The following is a 17363-nucleotide window of genomic DNA, read 5'->3' on the forward strand; positions in this document are numbered from 1 at the left end:
AAGCTGAAATCTGTTCGTGCTGATTTTCGTATCACTTGGGGTATACCTCAACCCGGCGTCAGGCTGCTCACTGGCACCGCGTCAGACTAGGGCCGTTTTCTGCATTTTCTGACGCCGAGGCGTTTATCTCTATGGTCTCAACCTGACAGGTCGAATGCTTAACGTACGATTTTGTCCATTTTCTCTATCGATCCCTCATAAACCACGAACAACACGTTGGGATTGCGCTGGGCGCGCTGGGCAAATTCGGAAAGGGTTGGCGTATCGTTATCCCACATGGCTCGCGGGGCGACGGCGGCCAGCAATTCGGCCATGTCGGTGGCGGATTCTCTCAGGTCTTTTTCAAGCGTGGCACGCAGCTGCGCCTGCTCTTCTTTCAGGCGCGTCGACAGCCCGACACTCAGGCGCTGGCGGGTACTGGCAGACAGGGCGTCGAGGCTCGACGTCACTTCGCTACTCGCCAGCTCAAGCTCCGAGGAAAGGTGTTGCGAATCTACCCCAAGGCGATTGGCAAGATCCGCCTCAAGCGCCGTGACCGTGCTCCGGGTAAGAGCAACCGCCACGATGACCTGCACCAAAAGGGCAATGCCCAGCGCAATAAAGACTGGGCGCAGCAAACGACTTTGCAAGAGAGACAAGACTGCAGACACAGGAGAATCCTTCCACCCACAGCGCCAGTAAAATGATGGCACTTTTCTGTCATCTTTGTAGCAAGCGTCGTGCCGTGACACAAGTCTCACTTTTGCCGAACTGAACCCACCCGACGCTGAACGCAAAAAGGGCCGCAAATGCGACCCTTTTTTGTGGTGCCCGGCGATGGATCAGCCGAACGGGTGACGCAGTACGATGGTTTCGTTGCGGTCAGGACCGGTCGAAATGATATCGATAGGCGCACCGACCAGCTCTTCGACGCGCTTGATGTAGGCGCGCGCAGCGGCTGGCAGCTCTTCAAGGGTCTTGGCGCCCAGTGTGGACTCGCTCCAGCCCGGCATTTCTTCGTAGACCGGACGCAGACCCAGGTAGCTGTCAGCGTCGGTAGGCGCATCAATGACCGCGCCTTCTTCGTTCTCGTAGCCGATGCAGATGTTGATGGTTTCCAGACCATCGAGCACGTCCAGCTTGGTCAGGCACAAGCCCGAGATGCTGTTGATTTCGATGGCGCGGCGCAGGATGACGGCATCGAACCAGCCGCAACGACGGGCGCGACCGGTGGTAGCACCGAACTCGTGACCGCGCTTGGCCAGGAAAGCACCGACATCGTCAAACAGTTCGGTCGGGAACGGACCCGAGCCAACACGTGTGGTGTAAGCCTTGGTGATGCCCAGAATGTAATCCAGGTACATGGGACCAAAACCGGAACCGGTGGCGATGCCGCCCGCCGTGGTGTTGGAGCTGGTGACGTACGGATAGGTACCGTGGTCGATGTCCAGCAACGAACCCTGGGCACCTTCGAACATGATGTCCTTGCCGTCGCGACGCATTTCATGCAGCGCAGCAGTGACGTCGAGCATCAACGGCTTGAGCATGTCAGCGTATTCCATGCACTCGTCGAGTGTCTTCTGGAAGTCGATGGCAGGCTCTTTGTAGTAATTGACCAGCACAAAGTTGTGGTAGTCGAGCAGCTCGCCCAGCTTGGCAGCGAAGCGTTCACGATGGAACAGGTCGCCGATGCGCAAACCGCGACGTGCAACCTTGTCTTCGTAAGCGGGGCCGATGCCGCGACCGGTGGTGCCGATCTTGAACTCGCCACGGGCCTTTTCACGCGCCTGATCCAGCGCAACGTGATACGACAGGATCAGCGGGCAGGACGGGCTGATGCGCAGGCGCTCGCGCACCGGAATGCCTTTCTCTTCCAGCTTGATGATTTCGCGCAGGAGCGCGTCGGGAGCAACCACCACACCGTTACCGATCAGGCACTGCACGCCTTCGCGCAGTACACCGGACGGAATCAGGTGCAATACGGTTTTCTCACCGTCGATCACCAGAGTGTGGCCCGCATTGTGACCACCCTGATAGCGAACTACGGCGGTAGCATGTTCGGTCAGCAGATCAACGATCTTGCCTTTGCCCTCATCACCCCATTGAGTGCCCAGGACTACGACATTCTTACCCATAACACTTGTCCTCATTCACGCAAACTTGGTGCCGGCGGCGGCCGGCAGGAATACTCAAGAAGCCAGCGGCATTACCTGCCAGTGCTCGCCATGCTGAATCAATTGCCGGTCACAGTCGGCTTCACGCGCCGCGCTCACCTGTTGCCCAGGCAAGGCCTGAACCACACGCTGACCTTCGCTGCGCAACTGGCAAACCTGCCGCCAGAGTGCCGCATCCGTGCTGTCCGGCATCCAGATGCCACCGGACGGTAATACGATTTCTGCCTGGCCCAGGGTGACCAGGGTTTTCAGGTCAGTGGAAAAGCCGGTCGCCGGACGCGCACGACCGAAGTCGGCACCGATGTCATCGTAACGACCGCCCTGGGCAATCGACTGCCCTACGCCCGGTACGAACACGGCGAATACCACACCGGTATGGTAGTGGTAGCCACGCAGTTCGCCGAGATCAAAATACAACGGCAGTTGCGGGAAACGCGCCGCCAGACGATCAGCGATGGCCAGCAGGTCATCCAGCGCTGCCAGCACCGGCGCAGGTGCGCCAGCCAGACGGTCACGGGCCGCATCCAGCACCTCACGACCACCGCACAGATCAACCAGTGCACGCAGCATCGAAGCCAGCTCTTGCGGCAGATTGGCCGTCAGGGCAACAACTTCGTCGATGGCCTTGCGTTGCAACGCATCGAACAACTGCTGCTCGACTTCGCCCGACAGGCCGGCGGCACGCGCCAGACCACGGTAGATGCCGACATGCCCGAGGTCCATGTGCACGTCTGGCACATCGGCCAGTTGCAGCATGGCCAGCATCAGACTGATGACCTCGACATCACTGCTAGGGCTTGCGTCGCCGTACAACTCGGCACCGAGTTGAATCGGGCTGCGCGACGAAGACAGCGCGCGCGGCTGGGCGTGCAGGACGCTGCCCGCATAGCACAGACGACTCGGGCCTTCACGTTTGAGCGTGTGGGCATCGATGCGTGCAACCTGCGGCGTGATGTCGGCGCGAAAGCCCATCTGCCGGCCCGATTGCGGATCGATAACCTTGAAGGTGCGCAGATCCAGATCCGAACCCGCCCCTGTCAGCAGCGACTCCAGATACTCGATATGCGGGGTGACGACAAACTCATAGCCCCAGCTCTGAAACAGATCCAACACCTGACGACGCGCTACTTCAATGCGCGCCGCTTCCGGTGGCAGTACTTCTTCGATGCCATCTGGTAGCAGCCAGCGGTCAACCGTTGCCATTACGCCATTCCCCTGTGATCCAGGCGGCCAGCCTACAGGCCAGCCTTGAGTGAAGCAGAAAGTGGTGCGCCGTATGACGGGCACGACAAATGCCCGAGACAGGCCTTGGACCACTTTCCTCGAAAAACTTTGCCGCGTTCTGATTCAGAGACGGCCAATCAATCGTGCAGACGCAAAAAAGCCGGGAATTTCCCGGCTGCCGCATGATACACACGTTTCACCGTACGTTCACCCCACCGGGCGGTTTTGCCGCCCGGCGGGTGATTAATTACGGCTTGGCTTTTTCCATGTAGCGAAAGAATTCGCTGTTTGGATCAAGCACCATCACGTCGCTCTTGTTCGCAAAGCTTTCGCGGTAGGCACGCAGGCTACGATAAAAAGCGTAGAACTCCTGATCCTGACCGTAGGCCTTGGAATAGATCGCAGCAGCCTGGGCATCACCATCACCACGCGCCTCTTCAGACTCGCGATAGGCTTCTGCCAGCAACACACGCCGTTGACGATCGGCGTCGGCACGGATGCCTTCACCCAGCTCGTTACCCTTGGCACGGTGCTCGCGCGCTTCACGCTCACGCTCGGTACTCATCCGCTCGAAAACGCTGCGATTCACTTCCTTGGGCAGGTCGATGGCCTTGACCCGGACATCGAGTACTTCGATACCCAGCTCTTTCTCAGCCATGCGGTTCAGCGAACCCGTGATGTCAGCCATCAGCGCATCCCGCTCACCCGACACCACTTCGTGCAGGGTGCGCTTGCCGAACTGGTCACGCAGGCCGGATTCCAGACGACGCGAGAGTCGCTCGTCGGCAATCTGCTTGAGGCCGGAAGTTGCGGTATAGAAACGTTCCGCATCCTTCACGCGCCATTTGGCGTAGGCATCGACCATGACGGCTTTCTTTTCCAGCGTCAGAAAGCGCTGGGTAGGCGCATCGAGCGTCAGCAGACGTCCGTCGAACTTGCGCACCTGGTTCACGTAAGGGACCTTCACATGCAGGCCCGGCTTGACGTCAGCCTGAACCACCTTGCCGAATTGCAGCAACACCGCACGCTCGGTCTGGGACACTATGTAGAAGCTGTTCCAGGCAACGACTGCCAGTACCACACCAACAATAAGGGTGATCAGCGATTTATTGCTCATCAGCGAGTCTCCCTTGTACGCACTTCACCGCGCTGCTGAGTATCGGCCGCTCGCGCGGCAGCATCAGTATTGGACTGAGATGGCGCGCCGGTAGCTGAGCCATTGCCGGTAGTGCTGCGGCTGCTTTCGATCATCTTGTCGAGCGGGAGGTAAAGCAGGTTGTTCTGCCCTTTGTCACCGGTCACGAGAACCTTGCTGGTGTTGCTGAAGACTTCCTGCATGGTGTCCAGATACAGACGCTGGCGAGTGACCTCAGGCGCCTTGCGGTATTCGGCGACCAGTTTGGTAAAGCGATCAGCCTCACCCTTGGCACGCGAAACCACTTCATCACGGTAGCCATTGGCATCTTCGAGGATGCGCTGAGCCTGACCGCGGGCTTCCGGAATGACACCGTTGGCGTAGCTTTCAGCCTGGTTGCGTGAACGTTGCTCGTCTTCACGGGCGCGGATCACGTCATCGAACGCTTCCTGAACTTCGCGTGGCGCGGCAGCGCTCTGCACGTTCACCTGAGTGACGGTGATACCGGTGCCGTAGGTATCGAGGAAACGTTGCAGACGCTCCTTGATTTCGCTGGCCATCAGTTCACGGCCTTCAGTCAGTACCTGATCCATCGCCGTGGAACCCACAACGTGGCGCAACGCACTTTCAGTCGCGTGCTGCAGGCTGATTTCAGGCTGATCGACGTTCAGGACGAAAGCTTCCAGATTGCTGATCTTGTACTGCACGGTCAGTGGCACTTCAACGATGTTCTCGTCTTCGGTGAGCATCTGGCCCTGCTTGCTGTAGGCACGTTCGCGAGTCACGTTTTCCATGTACTTGCGATCGAACGGCGGGAAGTAGATGTTAAGGCCCGGCCCCACGGTTTCGTGGTACTGGCCAAAACGCAACACGACAGCCTGTTCTTGCTCATCGACAACATAGATAGCGCTGTAGAGCCAGAAAGCGACGAGCACGACCAAGCCAATGCCGAGCAGGCCAAAGCCACCGCCCTTGCCTGAACCACCGCCATTGCCGTTGCCGCCATCGCTGCCACGTTTGTTACCGCCACCGAACAACCCCTTCAGGCTTTCCTGCAGCTTACGGAAGGCCTCGTCGAGATCAGGTGGCCCCTTGCGGTCGCCGCCACGGCGTTTGCCACCCCAGGGATCTTGATTATTCGAGTTGCCACCCGGCTCATTCCAAGCCATAGCGCTCTCCATCTGATAAAGCAAAGACGCGCCTGCGGCGCGCCGACCAATGCTACAGAATGCTCGCGAAAGCCGTACAACGGCTTTCTCGTGCTTTTATTGCAAAGTGTGTTGTTCGATGAACTCCAGTGGCTGCAATCCTTCGCGACTCACCAGACGACTGAGTTCAACGCGCGGCAATCGCACCGCCAACACGCTGGCACCGTCCTCGTCATGCGTTTCGCTCTGCACCGCACCCAGTTCAAAAAACTGGGCACGCAGCCGGGCAAGACTTTGAGGCAAAAGCAGCGTGCCAACAAACAGGTCGTCGCCGAGCAATTCGGCAATAGCCTGCTTGAGCAGGTCCAGCCCTCGACCATCACGGGCAGAGACCCAGACACGCTGCGGTTTGCCATCGGCATCACGCTGTATCTGAGGCTCCACGCCTTCAAGCAGATCGAGTTTGTTATAGACCTCGAGGATCGGCAAGCCCTCGGCACCGATCTCACCGAGCACAGCCATGACCTGCTCGATCTGCGACATGCGATCAGGCTCGTGCGAGTCGATCACGTGCAGCAGTAAATCGGAGTTGCTCGATTCTTCAAGTGTCGCCCGAAAGGCTTCTACCAGTTTGTGCGGCAGATGGCGAATGAAGCCCACGGTGTCAGCCAGTACGATCGGCCCCAGGTCGTTGAGTTGCAGACGACGCAGGGTCGGATCGAGGGTCGCAAACAGCTGATCGGCGGCGAATACGTCCGAATCGGTGACCGAGTTGAAAAGCGTCGATTTGCCGGCGTTGGTATAGCCCACCAGTGAAACCGAAGGAATGTCGGCGCGCCGACGTCCGCGACGTGCCTGGTCCCGCTGACTGCGGACCTTCTCTAGGCGCCCCTTGATCTGCCGCAGGCGAACCCGCAGAAGACGACGGTCGGTTTCGAGCTGGGTTTCACCCGGACCGCGCAGGCCAATACCACCTTTCTGTCGCTCAAGGTGAGTCCAGCCACGGACCAGACGGGTACTCATGTGCTCAAGCTGGGCCAGTTCGACCTGCAGCTTGCCTTCGTGAGTACGCGCTCGCTGCGCAAAGATATCGAGGATCAGACCCGTGCGATCAAGTACGCGACACTCGAAAACACGTTCGAGGTTACGTTCCTGACTGGGCGTGAGGGTGTGATTGAAGATAACGAGATCGGCCTGCTCGGCCTTGACCTGGTCGCGAAGCTCCTCGACCTTGCCAGAGCCAATCAGGTATTTGGCCGATGGCCGATGACGCGGCACGTTGATAAACGCAACGGTATCAGCACCGGCCGATATGGCCAGCTCCTGAAACTCCTGCGGATCTTCGCGCGCCTCAGGGTCCTGACCATCCAGATGAACGAGAATTGCGCGTTCACCACCACTGTGGCGCTCAAAGAACAAGGCAGACTCCTATCAGGCGTTACCTGGCTCGGCGTCAGCGCCGTCAGCGTCGGTAGCGCTAGGCAGGCGAATCGGGCGAACCGGTACGACGGTGGAAATGGCGTGTTTGTAGACCATCTGGCTGACAGTGTTTTTCAGCAAAATGACGAACTGGTCGAAAGACTCGATCGTTCCCTGCAGCTTGATACCGTTGACCAGGTAGATCGAGACGCCGACCTTCTCCTTTCGCAAGGTGTTCAAGTAAGGGTCTTGTAGCGAATGCCCTTTTGACATGTGCCGCACTCCTTTAAGGATCAATAAAATAATAAATCGAATTCGATTGGCTTACCGGCCACCCCCCAAGGATAGACGGCTATTGCAGAGACTCAGCTCAATATGGAGACCGATCCCAGGTATTTCAAGGCGCGCGACAGATTGTCGCTGGCCAGGCTGTCCAACCAGTGCAGATCCTCCCAGCTACGTAGCCAGGTGAACTGCCTTTTGGCCAGCTGGCGCGTTGCAATGATGCCGCGCTCCTGCATTTCTTCCCGCGTCAGCTTTCCATCCAGGTGATCCCAGACCTGGCGATAACCGACTGCTCTAATCGAGGGCAACCCGGCATGCAGGTCGCCTCTTGAGCGTAATGCCAGTACTTCGTCCAGAAACCCCTGATCCAGCATTTGCTCGAAACGTAACGCGATGCGTTGGTGCAGCACCTTGCGATCAGCCGGAGCGATAGCAAGATTTGCGACAGTATAGGGCAATTGCTGGCGCCCTGATGCGGCCGCTTCGGTACTTTGCGCAGTTTGTTGCTCGCGGTGTGCGGTCATGCTCATTCCGCTCACCCGATAAACCTCCAGAGCCCTGATCAGTCGCTGTGGATCATTGGGGTGAATCCGTGCCGCCGAGACGGGGTCGACCACCGCCAATTGATCATGCAACGACTGCCAGCCAAAGGCCTGCGCATCGGCTTCAAGCTGCGCCCGGACAGCTGCATCGGCGGCCGGCATATCCGCCAGCCCGTCCAATAGAGCCTTGAAATACAACATAGTGCCGCCGACCAGCAAAGGAATATTTCCGCGTGCGGTGATTTCTGCCATGGCGGCCAGCGCGTCACTGCGAAAGTCAGCGGCGGAGTAGCTTTGCGCGGGGTCGAGAATGTCGATCAGGCGGTGCGGGAATTCAGCCAGTTGCGCTTTCGACGGCTTGGCGGTGCCGATGTCCATACCGCGATAGACCAGCGCCGAATCGACGCTGATCAGCTCGCAGGGCAGCACTTTGCTCAGCTCTATCGCAAGGTCGGTCTTGCCTGCGGCGGTAGGGCCCATGAGAAAGATGGCCGGAGGTAAAGCGTTCATTCATTGACCGCGCAGGAATAATTTGTCCAGGTCACTGAGACCCATCTGTGTCCAGGTAGGACGACCGTGGTTGCATTGTCCGCTGCGCTCGGTGCTTTCCATGTCGCGCAGCAGGCCGTTCATTTCCGGAATGGCCAGGCGCCGATTGGCGCGAATAGCGCCGTGGCACGCCATGGTGCCGAGCAACTCGTTCATGTGCGCCTGCACTCGGTCGCTGGTGCCGTATTCCATCAGGTCGGCCAGCACGTCACTGACCAGCCGGTTGGCCTCGGCCTGCTTGAGCAACGCAGGAATCTGGCGAATCGCCAGAGTTTCCGGGCCAAGCCGTTGAAGCTCGAAACCCAGGCGCTGGAACGTTGTGATGTGTTCTTCGGCGCAGTCCGCTTCGCGCTGGCTGACCGCAATGGACTCAGGCACCAGCAAAGGCTGGCCGCTCAGGCCTTCGTTGGCCATCGCAATTTTCAGGCGCTCGTACATGATCCGCTCGTGAGCGGCATGCATGTCCACCAGCACCAGCCCGTGGGCGTTTTCAGCCAGAATGTAGATACCCTTGAGCTGCGCCAGTGCGTAGCCCAGCGGCGGAATATCGCTGGGCGACTCAGGCAGCGCTGACGGCGTGGTGCCGGGCAGTGGCGCGAAAAACTCTCGATAGGCGCTCTGCGCTTCGGCAACCGGCACGCCCGTAGTGGGCCGTGGCGAGTACTGATACTGATAACCGCTGCCGGAACCGCTGCCCGCAGGCCTGGCGAAAGGCTCGCCCTGCGGCTGCTCCAGCACATTGTTGGCCAGACGCATTTCGCCCTGCGGCCCGAACTCACCGGCGTCAGGCCCGGTCAGCCGAGGTTCGGCGGCAACCGGCACGCTGCCGCCCAATTGGTTTTCCGGGCGCACATCGCCCAACGCGCGGTGCAACGTGCCATACAGAAAATCATGCACCATGCGCCCGTCACGGAAACGCACTTCGTGTTTGGTCGGGTGAACGTTGACGTCGACAGCCGCCGGGTCAACCTCAAAAAACAGCACGAACGTCGGATGACGGCCGTTGAACAGCACATCGCGATACGCCTGACGCACCGCGTGGGCAACCAGTTTGTCGCGCACCGCACGGCCATTCACAAAGAAATATTGCAAATCAGCCTGGCTGCGCGAAAACGTCGGCAGCCCGACCCAGCCCCACAGATGCAGGCCGTTGCGTTCGATCTCGATAGGCAGCGCCTGCTCCAGAAAGCCCGGCCCGCAAATGGCCGAGACGCGCCGCGCCCTGGCGGTGTCGTCATGGGCTTCATGCAGGCTGAGCACGGTCTTGCCGTTGTGACGCAAATGAAAGGCGACATCGAAACGCGCCAGCGCCATACGCTTGATGACTTCGTGCAAGTGATCGAATTCGGTTTTCTCGGCCTTGAGAAACTTGCGCCGTGCGGGTGTATTGAAGAACAGGTCGCGCACTTCCACAGACGTGCCCACCGGATGCGCAGCAGGCTGCACGCGCGCATCCATGTCGCGCCCTTCGGTCTCGACCTGCCAGGCCTGATCGGCGTCGCGGGTGCGCGAGGTCAGTGTCAGGCGCGCCACGGAGCTGATCGACGCCAGCGCCTCACCGCGAAAACCCAGGCTCATGACCCTTTCAAGGTCTTCCAGGTCACGAATCTTGCTGGTTGCGTGTCGCGCCAGAGCCAGCGGCAGGTCGTCGGAGGAAATTCCGCTGCCGTCATCGCGCACTTTCAGCAGCTTGATGCCGGCCTGCTCGACATCGATATCAATGCGTCTAGCGCCAGAATCAAGGCTGTTTTCCAGCAGTTCCTTGATCACCGACGCCGGACGCTCGACCACCTCGCCCGCGGCGATCTGGTTGGCCAGACGCGGGCTGAGCAGTTCAATGCGCGCAGCGTTCAGGACAGTCTGCGCGTTATCGGCTTCGCTGCCGTCAAGGAGAAGATCAGTCATTACTGGGTCGCAACCTCGGCGCTCGGAATTCGCAGGTCCTGGCCGATTTTCAATTCATCGGTTTTCAGGTTATTGGCACTGCGCAGCGTGGCGATGTTCATGTCATAGCGCGCCGCGAGCATGGCCAGGGTTTCGCCGGAGCGCACCACATGGTTGCGCGCCCCCTGGGCCAGCTTGCCGGTGTCACGCAGCCAGGCGATATAGGTGCCCTGCGGCGGGTTCTGCTGGAAGAACTGTTTCACGCCAGAGTTGATCGAACGCGCCAAGGCTTGCTGGTGCGACGCAGAAGAGAGCTTGTTAGCTTCATTAGCGTTGGAGATGAAGCCTGTTTCCACCAGAATCGACGGAATGTCCGGCGACTTGAGCACCATGAAGCCGGCCTGTTCGACGCGGGATTTGTGCAGCGAGGTCACTCGGCCAATGTTGCTCAACACTTTCTGACCGACGTTCAGGCTTGAAGACAGCGAGGCGGTCATGGACAAGTCCAGCAACACACCGGCAAGCATACGGTCCTTGTCATCGAGACTTACCGCACCGGCGCCACCGATCAGGTCGGAACGGTTTTCACTGTCCGCCAGCCAGCGCGCGGTTTCAGACGTCGCGCCGCGATCAGACAGCGCGAACACCGACGCACCAAAGGCTGCCGTGGACGGCGCAGCGTCAGCGTGAATCGACACAAAGAGGTCGGCGCCCTTGGAACGGGCGATCTCGGTACGTTTGCGCAACGGAATAAAGTAGTCGCCGGTCCTGGTCAGCTCGGCGCGATAGCCTTTTTCAGCATTGACCTGACGCTGCAGCTCTTTGGCGATCGACAGCACCACGTTCTTTTCTTTCTGCCCCGCACCACCCGAGGCACCCGGGTCTTCCCCGCCGTGCCCGGCATCGATCACGATCACGATGTCGCGCTTGCCGTTAGGCACCGGCGTCAGTTTGATTTCGGGCTTGGCCGGGCTCACCGGAACCGCTGGCGCAGTGTTGGCGGCAGTATCCGGGATCACCGGCGTCGGGTTGGCGTCGGCGGCGTTGTCGAACAGGTCAACCACCAAACGGTTGCCGTATTGCTGATTCGGCGCGAGCGTGAAGCTTTTGGGGGTCACGGCCTTTTTCAGGTCGATGACCACGCGCAGGTCGGTAGGCGTGCGCTGAGCCGAACGCATACTGCTGATCGGCGTATTGGCGGTCGACACGTTCAGCGGGCCACCCAAGGTGGCGCCATTGATATCGATCACCAGACGATCAGGCGACGTCAGGGTAAATACGCTGTGCTGGACGGGCCCGGACAGGTCGAACACCAGACGCGTGTTATCCGGCGCTCGCCATAAGCGGACACTTCGTACTTGCGTAGCGGCAACCGCCTCGACAGCCAGGGCCATCAACAGCAGACCAACTACAGTAACCAGCGCGCGCATGCGCATACCTAACCCCATATCTATTTGAATTCCAAAGCCAAAGTGGCACACCAGCGCTCACCACGCGAGCCCAGCGGGCTCAATATCACGGACCGACCTTCGCCGTGCGGCCCAATGGTAATGGTCAGGTCAGGCTTTGGCAAAAAGCCTGCACCACGCTGGGGCCATTCAATCAGGCAAAGTGCATCGTCATCGAAGTAATCGCGTGCGCCCATGTACTCGAGCTCTTCAGGATCGACGAGTCGATACAGGTCGAAGTGAAACACGCGTATTGCGCCGATTTCGTAAGGCTCGACCAGCGTGAACGTGGGGCTCTTGACAGCCCCGGCATGCCCGAACCCGCGAATCATGCCCCGCGAAAGGGTGGTTTTTCCGGCGCCCAGATCGCCGTCCAGAAAGATCACGCCTGCACCCTCGGTGACCTGCGCAAGGCGTGCACCAAAACTCATCATTGCCTCTTCGCCAACCACATGCAGCGTTAAATCAGACACGGTTGCAGCTCCTCCAATAACTGACGAATGGCGGGAATAATATCGCTGGCAGCCAGCCCACGACCGGAGTCACCCACTTTCTGACCGGCGCTGGCGTGCAGCCACACGGCCAGGCAGGCAGCATCGAATGGCGTCAGGTGTTGCGCCATCAGCGCGCCGATCAACCCGGCCAGCACATCGCCGAGCCCCGCAGTGGCCATCGCCGGGTGCCCATGATTGCACAGGGCCAGCCGCCCGTCGGCATCGGCAATCAGGCTGCCCGAGCCCTTGAGTACACAAACGGTATTGAATTTACGGGCCAGCGCCCGTACAGCGGCAGGGCGATCGGCCTGAATGGCCTTTATGCCGACACCCAGCAAACGCGCGGCTTCGCCCGGATGCGGAGTGATGACGCTGTTTTTCGGCAGACTCACCTGCCCGGTCGCCAGCATATTCAACGCATCGGCGTCCCAGACCTGCGGCCTGTCGGCGTTGGCGGCAGCCGACAACAGGCTGCGTCCCCAACTGCCCTGCCCCATGCCGGGCCCGACCACCAGTACGCTGGCCGGCTCGATCAACGCCATCAACTGGTTTGCCGAGCGAATGGCCGCGCTCATGATTTCCGGCATGCGTGTCAGGGCTGCCGGGACATGCTCGGCGCGGGTCGCCAGCGTGAGCATGCCCGCCCCGCTGCGCAAGGCACTTTCAGCGCAGAGCAACGCGGCACCGCCAAAGCCGTGATCGCCACCGATGACCAGCACGCGCCCGAACAGACCTTTATGGGCTGTGCGCGGACGCGGTGCCAGATAAGGAAGGTTGTGCGCATCGAGACGCTTGGCGCTGGCGGGCGTCTGCGCAACCAGTGCCGGATCGGCCTGTAAATCATCAAAAACCAGCTCGCCGACCAGATCCGCCGCATCGCCGGTCAGCAGCCCCAGCTTGAGGCCTATAAAGGTGACGGTGAGGTCGGCGCGCACTGTCGCACCCGATTTCTGCCCGGTGTCTGCACTCAGGCCCGAGGGAATGTCCACGGCTGCAACCGGCAGGCCGCTGGCATTGATCGCGTTGATGGCCGAAAGGTAGGGCTCGCGCACCTCGCCGTTGAGCCCGGTGCCGAGCAAGGCGTCCAGCACCACACCGGCCAGCGGCTGCCCGGCCCAGGCTTGCGTGTCGATACCGACAGCCGCTGCGTGCGCGGACGCTGCATCGCCTGTCAGCCCAACCGGATCACCGACGGCCAGCACGTTGACCTGCCAGCCCGCCTTGTGCGCCAGCGCGGCCACCAGATAACCGTCGCCGGCATTGTTGCCACGTCCGGCCAGCACCGTCAGTTGGTTCGCCTCGGGCCAGCGCCGACGTATCGCGCGCCATGTGGCGTGGGCTGCACGTTGCATCAATTCCAGGCCCGGCGTACCGGCGGCAATCAGCCGCGCGTCGAGGTCGCGGACCTGCGCCGCAGTGTACAGCGCGTCGGGTAAATGAGGTTTAGTGTCGAACATGCGTTTATAGGCTCCGATGTCTGGCAGAATTATACGCACCTTGGCCCCGGTTTCTCTCTGCGCATGTCCGCTATTACTGCTGCACTTCCCACACTTGATGATCTTGCCGCCCTTACCTTGTCGATCAAGGCGTGGGGGCGTGAGCTGGGCTTTCAGGAAGTCGGGATCAGCGGGCTTGACCTGGCAGAGCACGAGCAGCACTTGCAGCGCTGGCTTGACGCAGGCTATCACGGTGAAATGGACTATATGGCCGCCCACGGCAGCAAACGTTCCCACCCGGACGAACTGGTGCCGGGAACGTTGCGCGTGGTGTCGCTGCGCATGGACTATCTGCCCGGCGACACCGAGATGGCGCAACGCCTGACCGAGCCGGAAAAAGCCTATGTGTCCCGCTACGCCCTGGGCCGCGACTATCACAAGCTGATCCGCAAGCGCCTGCAACAACTGGCCGAGCGCATCCAGCAGGCCATCGGGCCGTTTGGCTTTCGGGCGTTCGTGGACAGCGCGCCGGTGCTGGAAAAAGCCATTGCCGAGCAGGCAGGGCTGGGCTGGATCGGCAAGAACACACTGGTGCTCAACCGTAAGGCCGGAAGCTTTTTCTTCCTCGGCGAGCTGTTTGTCGATATCCCGCTGCCGGTGGATGCACCTCACGCCACGGAGCACTGCGGGCGTTGCACGGCCTGCCTGGACATCTGCCCGACGGCGGCCTTTGTCGGGCCCTATGTGCTGGATGCGCGACGGTGCATCTCCTACCTGACCATAGAGCTTAAAACCGCGATTCCCGAAGAGCTGCGGCCCTTGATCGGCAATCGGGTGTTCGGCTGTGACGATTGCCAGATCGTCTGCCCGTGGAACCGCTTTGCGCGCCCAACCGACCAGAGCGATTTCCAGCCGCGCCATAACCTGGACAACGCCGGGTTGGCCGAGCTGTTTTTGTGGGATGAAGATAAATTCCTCAGCAGCACCGAAGGCTCACCCCTGCGCCGCGCCGGCTACGAACGCTGGCTACGCAACCTGGCCGTCGGCCTGGGCAATGCGCCCTCCACCATACCGGTGATCGAAGCCCTGCAAGCACGGCGCGATTACCCGTCGGAGCTGGTCAGGGAACATGTGGAATGGGCGTTGCAGCGGCATGGTGTGGCGACGTTTTAATTGGCAGCGCGTGTGCTGGCCTCTTCGCGAGCAAGCTCGCTCCTACAAGCTTCAGGGCTCGTCTTTATAGACGAACTTGGGCATTTCCCAGTGGAGGCGGATGGCCAGCAGGCGCAGCAGCAGGCCGCCGAACAGGGTGATCAGCACGGCCTGTTCGTTGGGCAGTTGCAGGTACTGGCACAGCAAAAAACACCACGCGGCCAGAAATGACACGCTGGCGTAGAGTTCGCGGCGGAAGATCAGCGGAATGTCGTTGCAGAAAATATCGCGCAGGATGCCGCCGAATACCCCCGTGATGACGCCGCATACTGACGCGATCACCAGACCGTGCCCCGCTTCCAGCGCCGTCATGCAGCCGATCAGGGTGAAGGCCACCAGCCCCAACGCATCAAGCACCAGAAACAGCGAGCGCAGGTGGCGCATCAGCGGTGCGATAAAAATCGTCACCAACGCCGCCACGCTGGTCAGCATCAGGTATTCCGGGTGCTTGACCCACGTCAGCGGGTAGTGACCGATCAGCACGTCACGCACTGAACCACCGCCCAGCGCGGTCACGCAGGCGATCAGCACCACGCCGAACCAGTCCATCCCGCGACGCCCGGCAGACAGCGCGCCGGTCATGGCCTCAGCGGTGATGGCGATCAGATAAAGCATCAGCAACATGGCGGCGACTCTGCGACAAAGGCGCGCAGTCTAACCAGCGGACCTGCGCACTGAAAGAGTGCAGCGAAGATTATTCACTGCACGCGCGCGTCGTGATCAAGGCTTGATGAAGTGCTCACGATAGAAGCGCAACTCGGCGATCGACTCACGAATGTCGTCCAGCGCCAGGTGCGTGCTGCCTTTCTTGAATTTAAGCTCGGGAGCCCAGCGTGCGGCCAGCTCCTTGAGGGTCGAGACGTCCAGGTTGCGATAGTGGAACCAGTTTTCCAGTGCCGACATGTGGCGATACAAAAAGCGGCGGTCCTGGCAGATGCTGTTGCCACAGATCGGCGAACTGCGCTCCGGCACCCACAGTTTGATGAACTCAAGAGTCTGCGCCTCGGCTTCGGCCATGCTGATGGTGCTTTCGCGCACGCGCTGGGTCAGGCCCGAGCCGCCGTGCTGGCGAGTGTTCCACTCATCCATTTTTGCCAGCGTCTCATCGCTCTGGTGCACGGCGATCACCGGCCCTTCAGCCAGGGTGTTCAGCTCGCTGTCCGTGATGATTGTGGCCATTTCGATGATGACATCGGTATCAGGGTCCAGACCGGTCATTTCCAGATCGATCCAGATCAGGTTCTGCTTGTTCTGCATGTGTCGACTCCTCAGCGTAGGCGCGCAGTTTAGCTCACCCTGCCGTGCTAGACTCCTGCCGATCAAACGTACTGCCTAATTCATTGTTTACTTCACATCGGAACACCCATGGCCAAACGCCAACTCAATCGTCGTCAGAACTGGCGCATCGAAAAAATTCAGGGCGAACGTGCGGCCCGCGCGGCAAAGCGCGAGTCCGTCACGCTTGAAACACTGGAGGGCGGCGACCTTGGCCCCGAGCAGACAGGTCTGGTGATTGCTCACTTTGGCGTACAGGTCGAAGTCGAAGCGCAGGAAGGCGAACAAGTCGGCCAGGTATTCCGCTGCCACTTGCGCGCCAACCTGCCTGCACTGGTCACCGGTGACCGCGTTGTCTGGCGTGCCGGCAATCAGGGCATCGGGGTGATCGTCGCGCAATTGCCGCGCACCACCGAACTGCGCCGCCCCGACTCTCGCGGCCAGCTCAAGCCTGTGGCCGCCAACGTCGATCTGATCGTGATTGTCTTTGCGCCAATGCCCGAGCCGCACGCCAACCTGATCGACCGTTATCTGGTCGCTGCCGAGCACGCCGGTATTCATCCGTTGCTGCTGCTCAACAAGGCTGACCTGATCGACGAACAGAACGCGCCTGCGCTCAATGCGCTGCTGGCGGTTTATCGCACGCTCGGTTACCCGGTACTGGAAGTGTCCGCACATCAGGGCGACGGTATGCAGTCGCTGCAAAGCCAGCTTGACGGGCACATCAGTGTGTTCGTCGGTCAGTCCGGTGTCGGCAAGTCCTCGCTGGTCAACAGCCTGCTGCCGGAAACCGACACCCGCGTCGGCCCGCTGTCCGAAGTGTCCGGCCAGGGCACGCACACCACCACCACCGCCCGCCTGTTTCACTTTCCGCGCGGCGGCGACCTGATCGACTCACCGGGTATTCGTGAGTTTGGCCTGGGCCACGTCAGCCGGGCAGACGTTGAAGCCGGCTTCATCGAGTTCAACGACCTGATCGGCACGTGCCGTTTCCGCGACTGCAAACACGACCGCGAACCGGGTTGTGCCCTGCTCAAGGGTCTGGAAGACGGTCGCGTGCAACAGCAGCGCATGAACAGCTATCGTTCGATCATTGCCAGCCTGCCGCAAGACAGTTACTGACACCTGAAAGCCCCACACAAAAACGCCGCGATGATCG

General features: G+C 60.4%; 16 protein-coding genes and 1 pseudogene. 3 read left to right on the forward strand and 14 right to left on the reverse strand.

What is annotated here, in order from left to right; genetic code table 11:
* Positions 1–35 precede the first annotated feature (35 nt).
* Entirely contained in the window at positions 36–146 is a 111-nt protein-coding gene (locus DW49_RS1000000134435; protein ID WP_081681992.1) for an SPOR domain-containing protein, read from the forward strand.
* 48 nt (positions 147–194) lie between these two features.
* On the opposite strand, the pseudogene DW49_RS0125800 reads toward DW49_RS1000000134435, so the two are convergent.
* The 12 genes and pseudogenes from DW49_RS0125800 to DW49_RS0125855 form a co-directional block, all read right to left on the reverse strand.
* A pseudogene (locus DW49_RS0125800) lies at positions 195–650 on the reverse strand (methyl-accepting chemotaxis protein); the annotation flags it as partial.
* 171 nt (positions 651–821) lie between these two features.
* The gene (locus tag DW49_RS0125805; protein WP_003422343.1) at positions 822–2114 is read right to left on the reverse strand and encodes an adenylosuccinate synthase; all 1293 of its coding nucleotides are present in this window, start codon (positions 2112–2114) and stop codon (positions 822–824) included.
* 54 nt (positions 2115–2168) lie between these two features.
* On the reverse strand, positions 2169–3356 hold the full coding sequence (locus DW49_RS0125810) for an ATP phosphoribosyltransferase regulatory subunit (protein ID WP_005620877.1): 1188 nt from the start codon (positions 3354–3356) through the stop codon (positions 2169–2171).
* A gap of 268 nt (positions 3357–3624) precedes the next feature.
* Positions 3625–4494, reverse strand: coding sequence for a protease modulator HflC (hflC, locus tag DW49_RS0125815; protein WP_003380713.1), 870 nt, complete (start codon positions 4492–4494; stop codon positions 3625–3627).
* Positions 4494–5681 carry an FtsH protease activity modulator HflK gene (gene hflK / locus DW49_RS0125820; protein WP_003380712.1) on the reverse strand — a complete coding sequence of 396 codons (1188 nt, stop codon included), beginning with the start codon at positions 5679–5681 and terminating at the stop codon, positions 4494–4496. Before hflK ends, hflC begins: the two co-directional genes overlap by 1 nt.
* Positions 5682–5777: 96 nt before the next feature.
* Entirely contained in the window at positions 5778–7079 is a 1302-nt protein-coding gene (gene hflX, locus DW49_RS0125825; RefSeq protein WP_005620878.1) for a ribosome rescue GTPase HflX, read from the reverse strand.
* Positions 7080–7091: 12 nt separating this feature from the next.
* Positions 7092–7352 carry an RNA chaperone Hfq gene (gene hfq, locus DW49_RS0125830; RefSeq protein WP_002551819.1) on the reverse strand — a complete coding sequence of 87 codons (261 nt, stop codon included), beginning with the start codon at positions 7350–7352 and terminating at the stop codon, positions 7092–7094.
* A gap of 92 nt (positions 7353–7444) precedes the next feature.
* Complete coding sequence (miaA, locus tag DW49_RS0125835; protein WP_003380708.1) at positions 7445–8416, reverse strand: tRNA (adenosine(37)-N6)-dimethylallyltransferase MiaA; 972 nt, start codon at positions 8414–8416, stop codon at positions 7445–7447.
* Entirely contained in the window at positions 8417–10360 is a 1944-nt protein-coding gene (gene mutL / locus DW49_RS0125840; protein WP_005620882.1) for a DNA mismatch repair endonuclease MutL, read from the reverse strand.
* Positions 10360–11775, reverse strand: a complete 1416-nt coding sequence (locus DW49_RS0125845) for an N-acetylmuramoyl-L-alanine amidase (protein ID WP_003380703.1) — start codon at positions 11773–11775, stop codon at positions 10360–10362. The genes mutL and DW49_RS0125845 overlap by 1 nt, the downstream gene beginning before the upstream one ends.
* 14 nt (positions 11776–11789) lie before the next feature.
* Positions 11790–12218 (reverse strand): tRNA (adenosine(37)-N6)-threonylcarbamoyltransferase complex ATPase subunit type 1 TsaE, encoded by a 429-nt coding sequence (gene tsaE, locus DW49_RS0125850; protein WP_007244610.1) that lies wholly within the window; start codon positions 12216–12218, stop codon positions 11790–11792.
* Between the two features lie 29 nt (positions 12219–12247).
* Positions 12248–13738, reverse strand: coding sequence for a bifunctional ADP-dependent NAD(P)H-hydrate dehydratase/NAD(P)H-hydrate epimerase (locus tag DW49_RS0125855; protein WP_005620884.1), 1491 nt, complete (start codon positions 13736–13738; stop codon positions 12248–12250).
* A 63-nt stretch (positions 13739–13801) separates the two neighbouring features.
* Here DW49_RS0125855 and queG point away from each other — a divergent pair, with 63 nt between their 5' ends.
* Positions 13802–14890 carry a tRNA epoxyqueuosine(34) reductase QueG gene (gene queG / locus DW49_RS0125860; protein WP_005620885.1) on the forward strand — a complete coding sequence of 363 codons (1089 nt, stop codon included), beginning with the start codon at positions 13802–13804 and terminating at the stop codon, positions 14888–14890.
* A gap of 51 nt (positions 14891–14941) precedes the next feature.
* Here queG and DW49_RS0125865 read toward each other — a convergent pair whose 3' ends face one another.
* Positions 14942–15553, reverse strand: coding sequence for a trimeric intracellular cation channel family protein (locus tag DW49_RS0125865; protein ID WP_005620887.1), 612 nt, complete (start codon positions 15551–15553; stop codon positions 14942–14944).
* Between the two features lie 96 nt (positions 15554–15649).
* Positions 15650–16186 carry an oligoribonuclease gene (gene orn, locus DW49_RS0125870; RefSeq protein WP_005620889.1) on the reverse strand — a complete coding sequence of 179 codons (537 nt, stop codon included), beginning with the start codon at positions 16184–16186 and terminating at the stop codon, positions 15650–15652.
* A 108-nt stretch (positions 16187–16294) separates the two neighbouring features.
* Between orn and rsgA the strand changes: the two genes are divergently transcribed.
* On the forward strand, positions 16295–17326 hold the full coding sequence (rsgA, locus tag DW49_RS0125875; protein ID WP_017684193.1) for a small ribosomal subunit biogenesis GTPase RsgA: 1032 nt from the start codon (positions 16295–16297) through the stop codon (positions 17324–17326).
* Positions 17327–17363: the final 37 nt, after the last annotated feature.

The organism is Pseudomonas avellanae BPIC 631, from assembly GCF_000444135.1.
GTDB lineage: Bacteria > Pseudomonadota > Gammaproteobacteria > Pseudomonadales > Pseudomonadaceae > Aquipseudomonas > Aquipseudomonas avellanae.

Excerpts from the sequence above, each read along its gene's own strand:
- DW49_RS0125845 (WP_003380703.1), bottom strand. The coding sequence starts at position 11,775 with ATGCGCATGCGCGCGCTGGTTACTGTAGTTGGTCTGCTGTTGATGGCC.
- DW49_RS0125810 (WP_005620877.1), bottom strand. The coding sequence starts at position 3,356 with ATGGCAACGGTTGACCGCTGGCTGCTACCAGATGGCATCGAAGAAGTA.
- hflC (WP_003380713.1), bottom strand. The coding sequence starts at position 4,494 with ATGAGCAATAAATCGCTGATCACCCTTATTGTTGGTGTGGTACTGGCA.
- queG (WP_005620885.1), top strand. The coding sequence starts at position 13,802 with ATGTCCGCTATTACTGCTGCACTTCCCACACTTGATGATCTTGCCGCC.
- DW49_RS0125855 (WP_005620884.1), bottom strand. The coding sequence starts at position 13,738 with ATGTTCGACACTAAACCTCATTTACCCGACGCGCTGTACACTGCGGCG.
- rsgA (WP_017684193.1), top strand. The coding sequence starts at position 16,295 with ATGGCCAAACGCCAACTCAATCGTCGTCAGAACTGGCGCATCGAAAAA.
- DW49_RS0125865 (WP_005620887.1), bottom strand. The coding sequence starts at position 15,553 with ATGTTGCTGATGCTTTATCTGATCGCCATCACCGCTGAGGCCATGACC.
- orn (WP_005620889.1), bottom strand. The coding sequence starts at position 16,186 with ATGCAGAACAAGCAGAACCTGATCTGGATCGATCTGGAAATGACCGGT.
- DW49_RS0125805 (WP_003422343.1), bottom strand. The coding sequence starts at position 2,114 with ATGGGTAAGAATGTCGTAGTCCTGGGCACTCAATGGGGTGATGAGGGC.
- miaA (WP_003380708.1), bottom strand. The coding sequence starts at position 8,416 with ATGAACGCTTTACCTCCGGCCATCTTTCTCATGGGCCCTACCGCCGCA.
- hfq (WP_002551819.1), bottom strand. The coding sequence starts at position 7,352 with ATGTCAAAAGGGCATTCGCTACAAGACCCTTACTTGAACACCTTGCGA.
- mutL (WP_005620882.1), bottom strand. The coding sequence starts at position 10,360 with ATGACTGATCTTCTCCTTGACGGCAGCGAAGCCGATAACGCGCAGACT.
- hflK (WP_003380712.1), bottom strand. The coding sequence starts at position 5,681 with ATGGCTTGGAATGAGCCGGGTGGCAACTCGAATAATCAAGATCCCTGG.
- tsaE (WP_007244610.1), bottom strand. The coding sequence starts at position 12,218 with ATGAGTTTTGGTGCACGCCTTGCGCAGGTCACCGAGGGTGCAGGCGTG.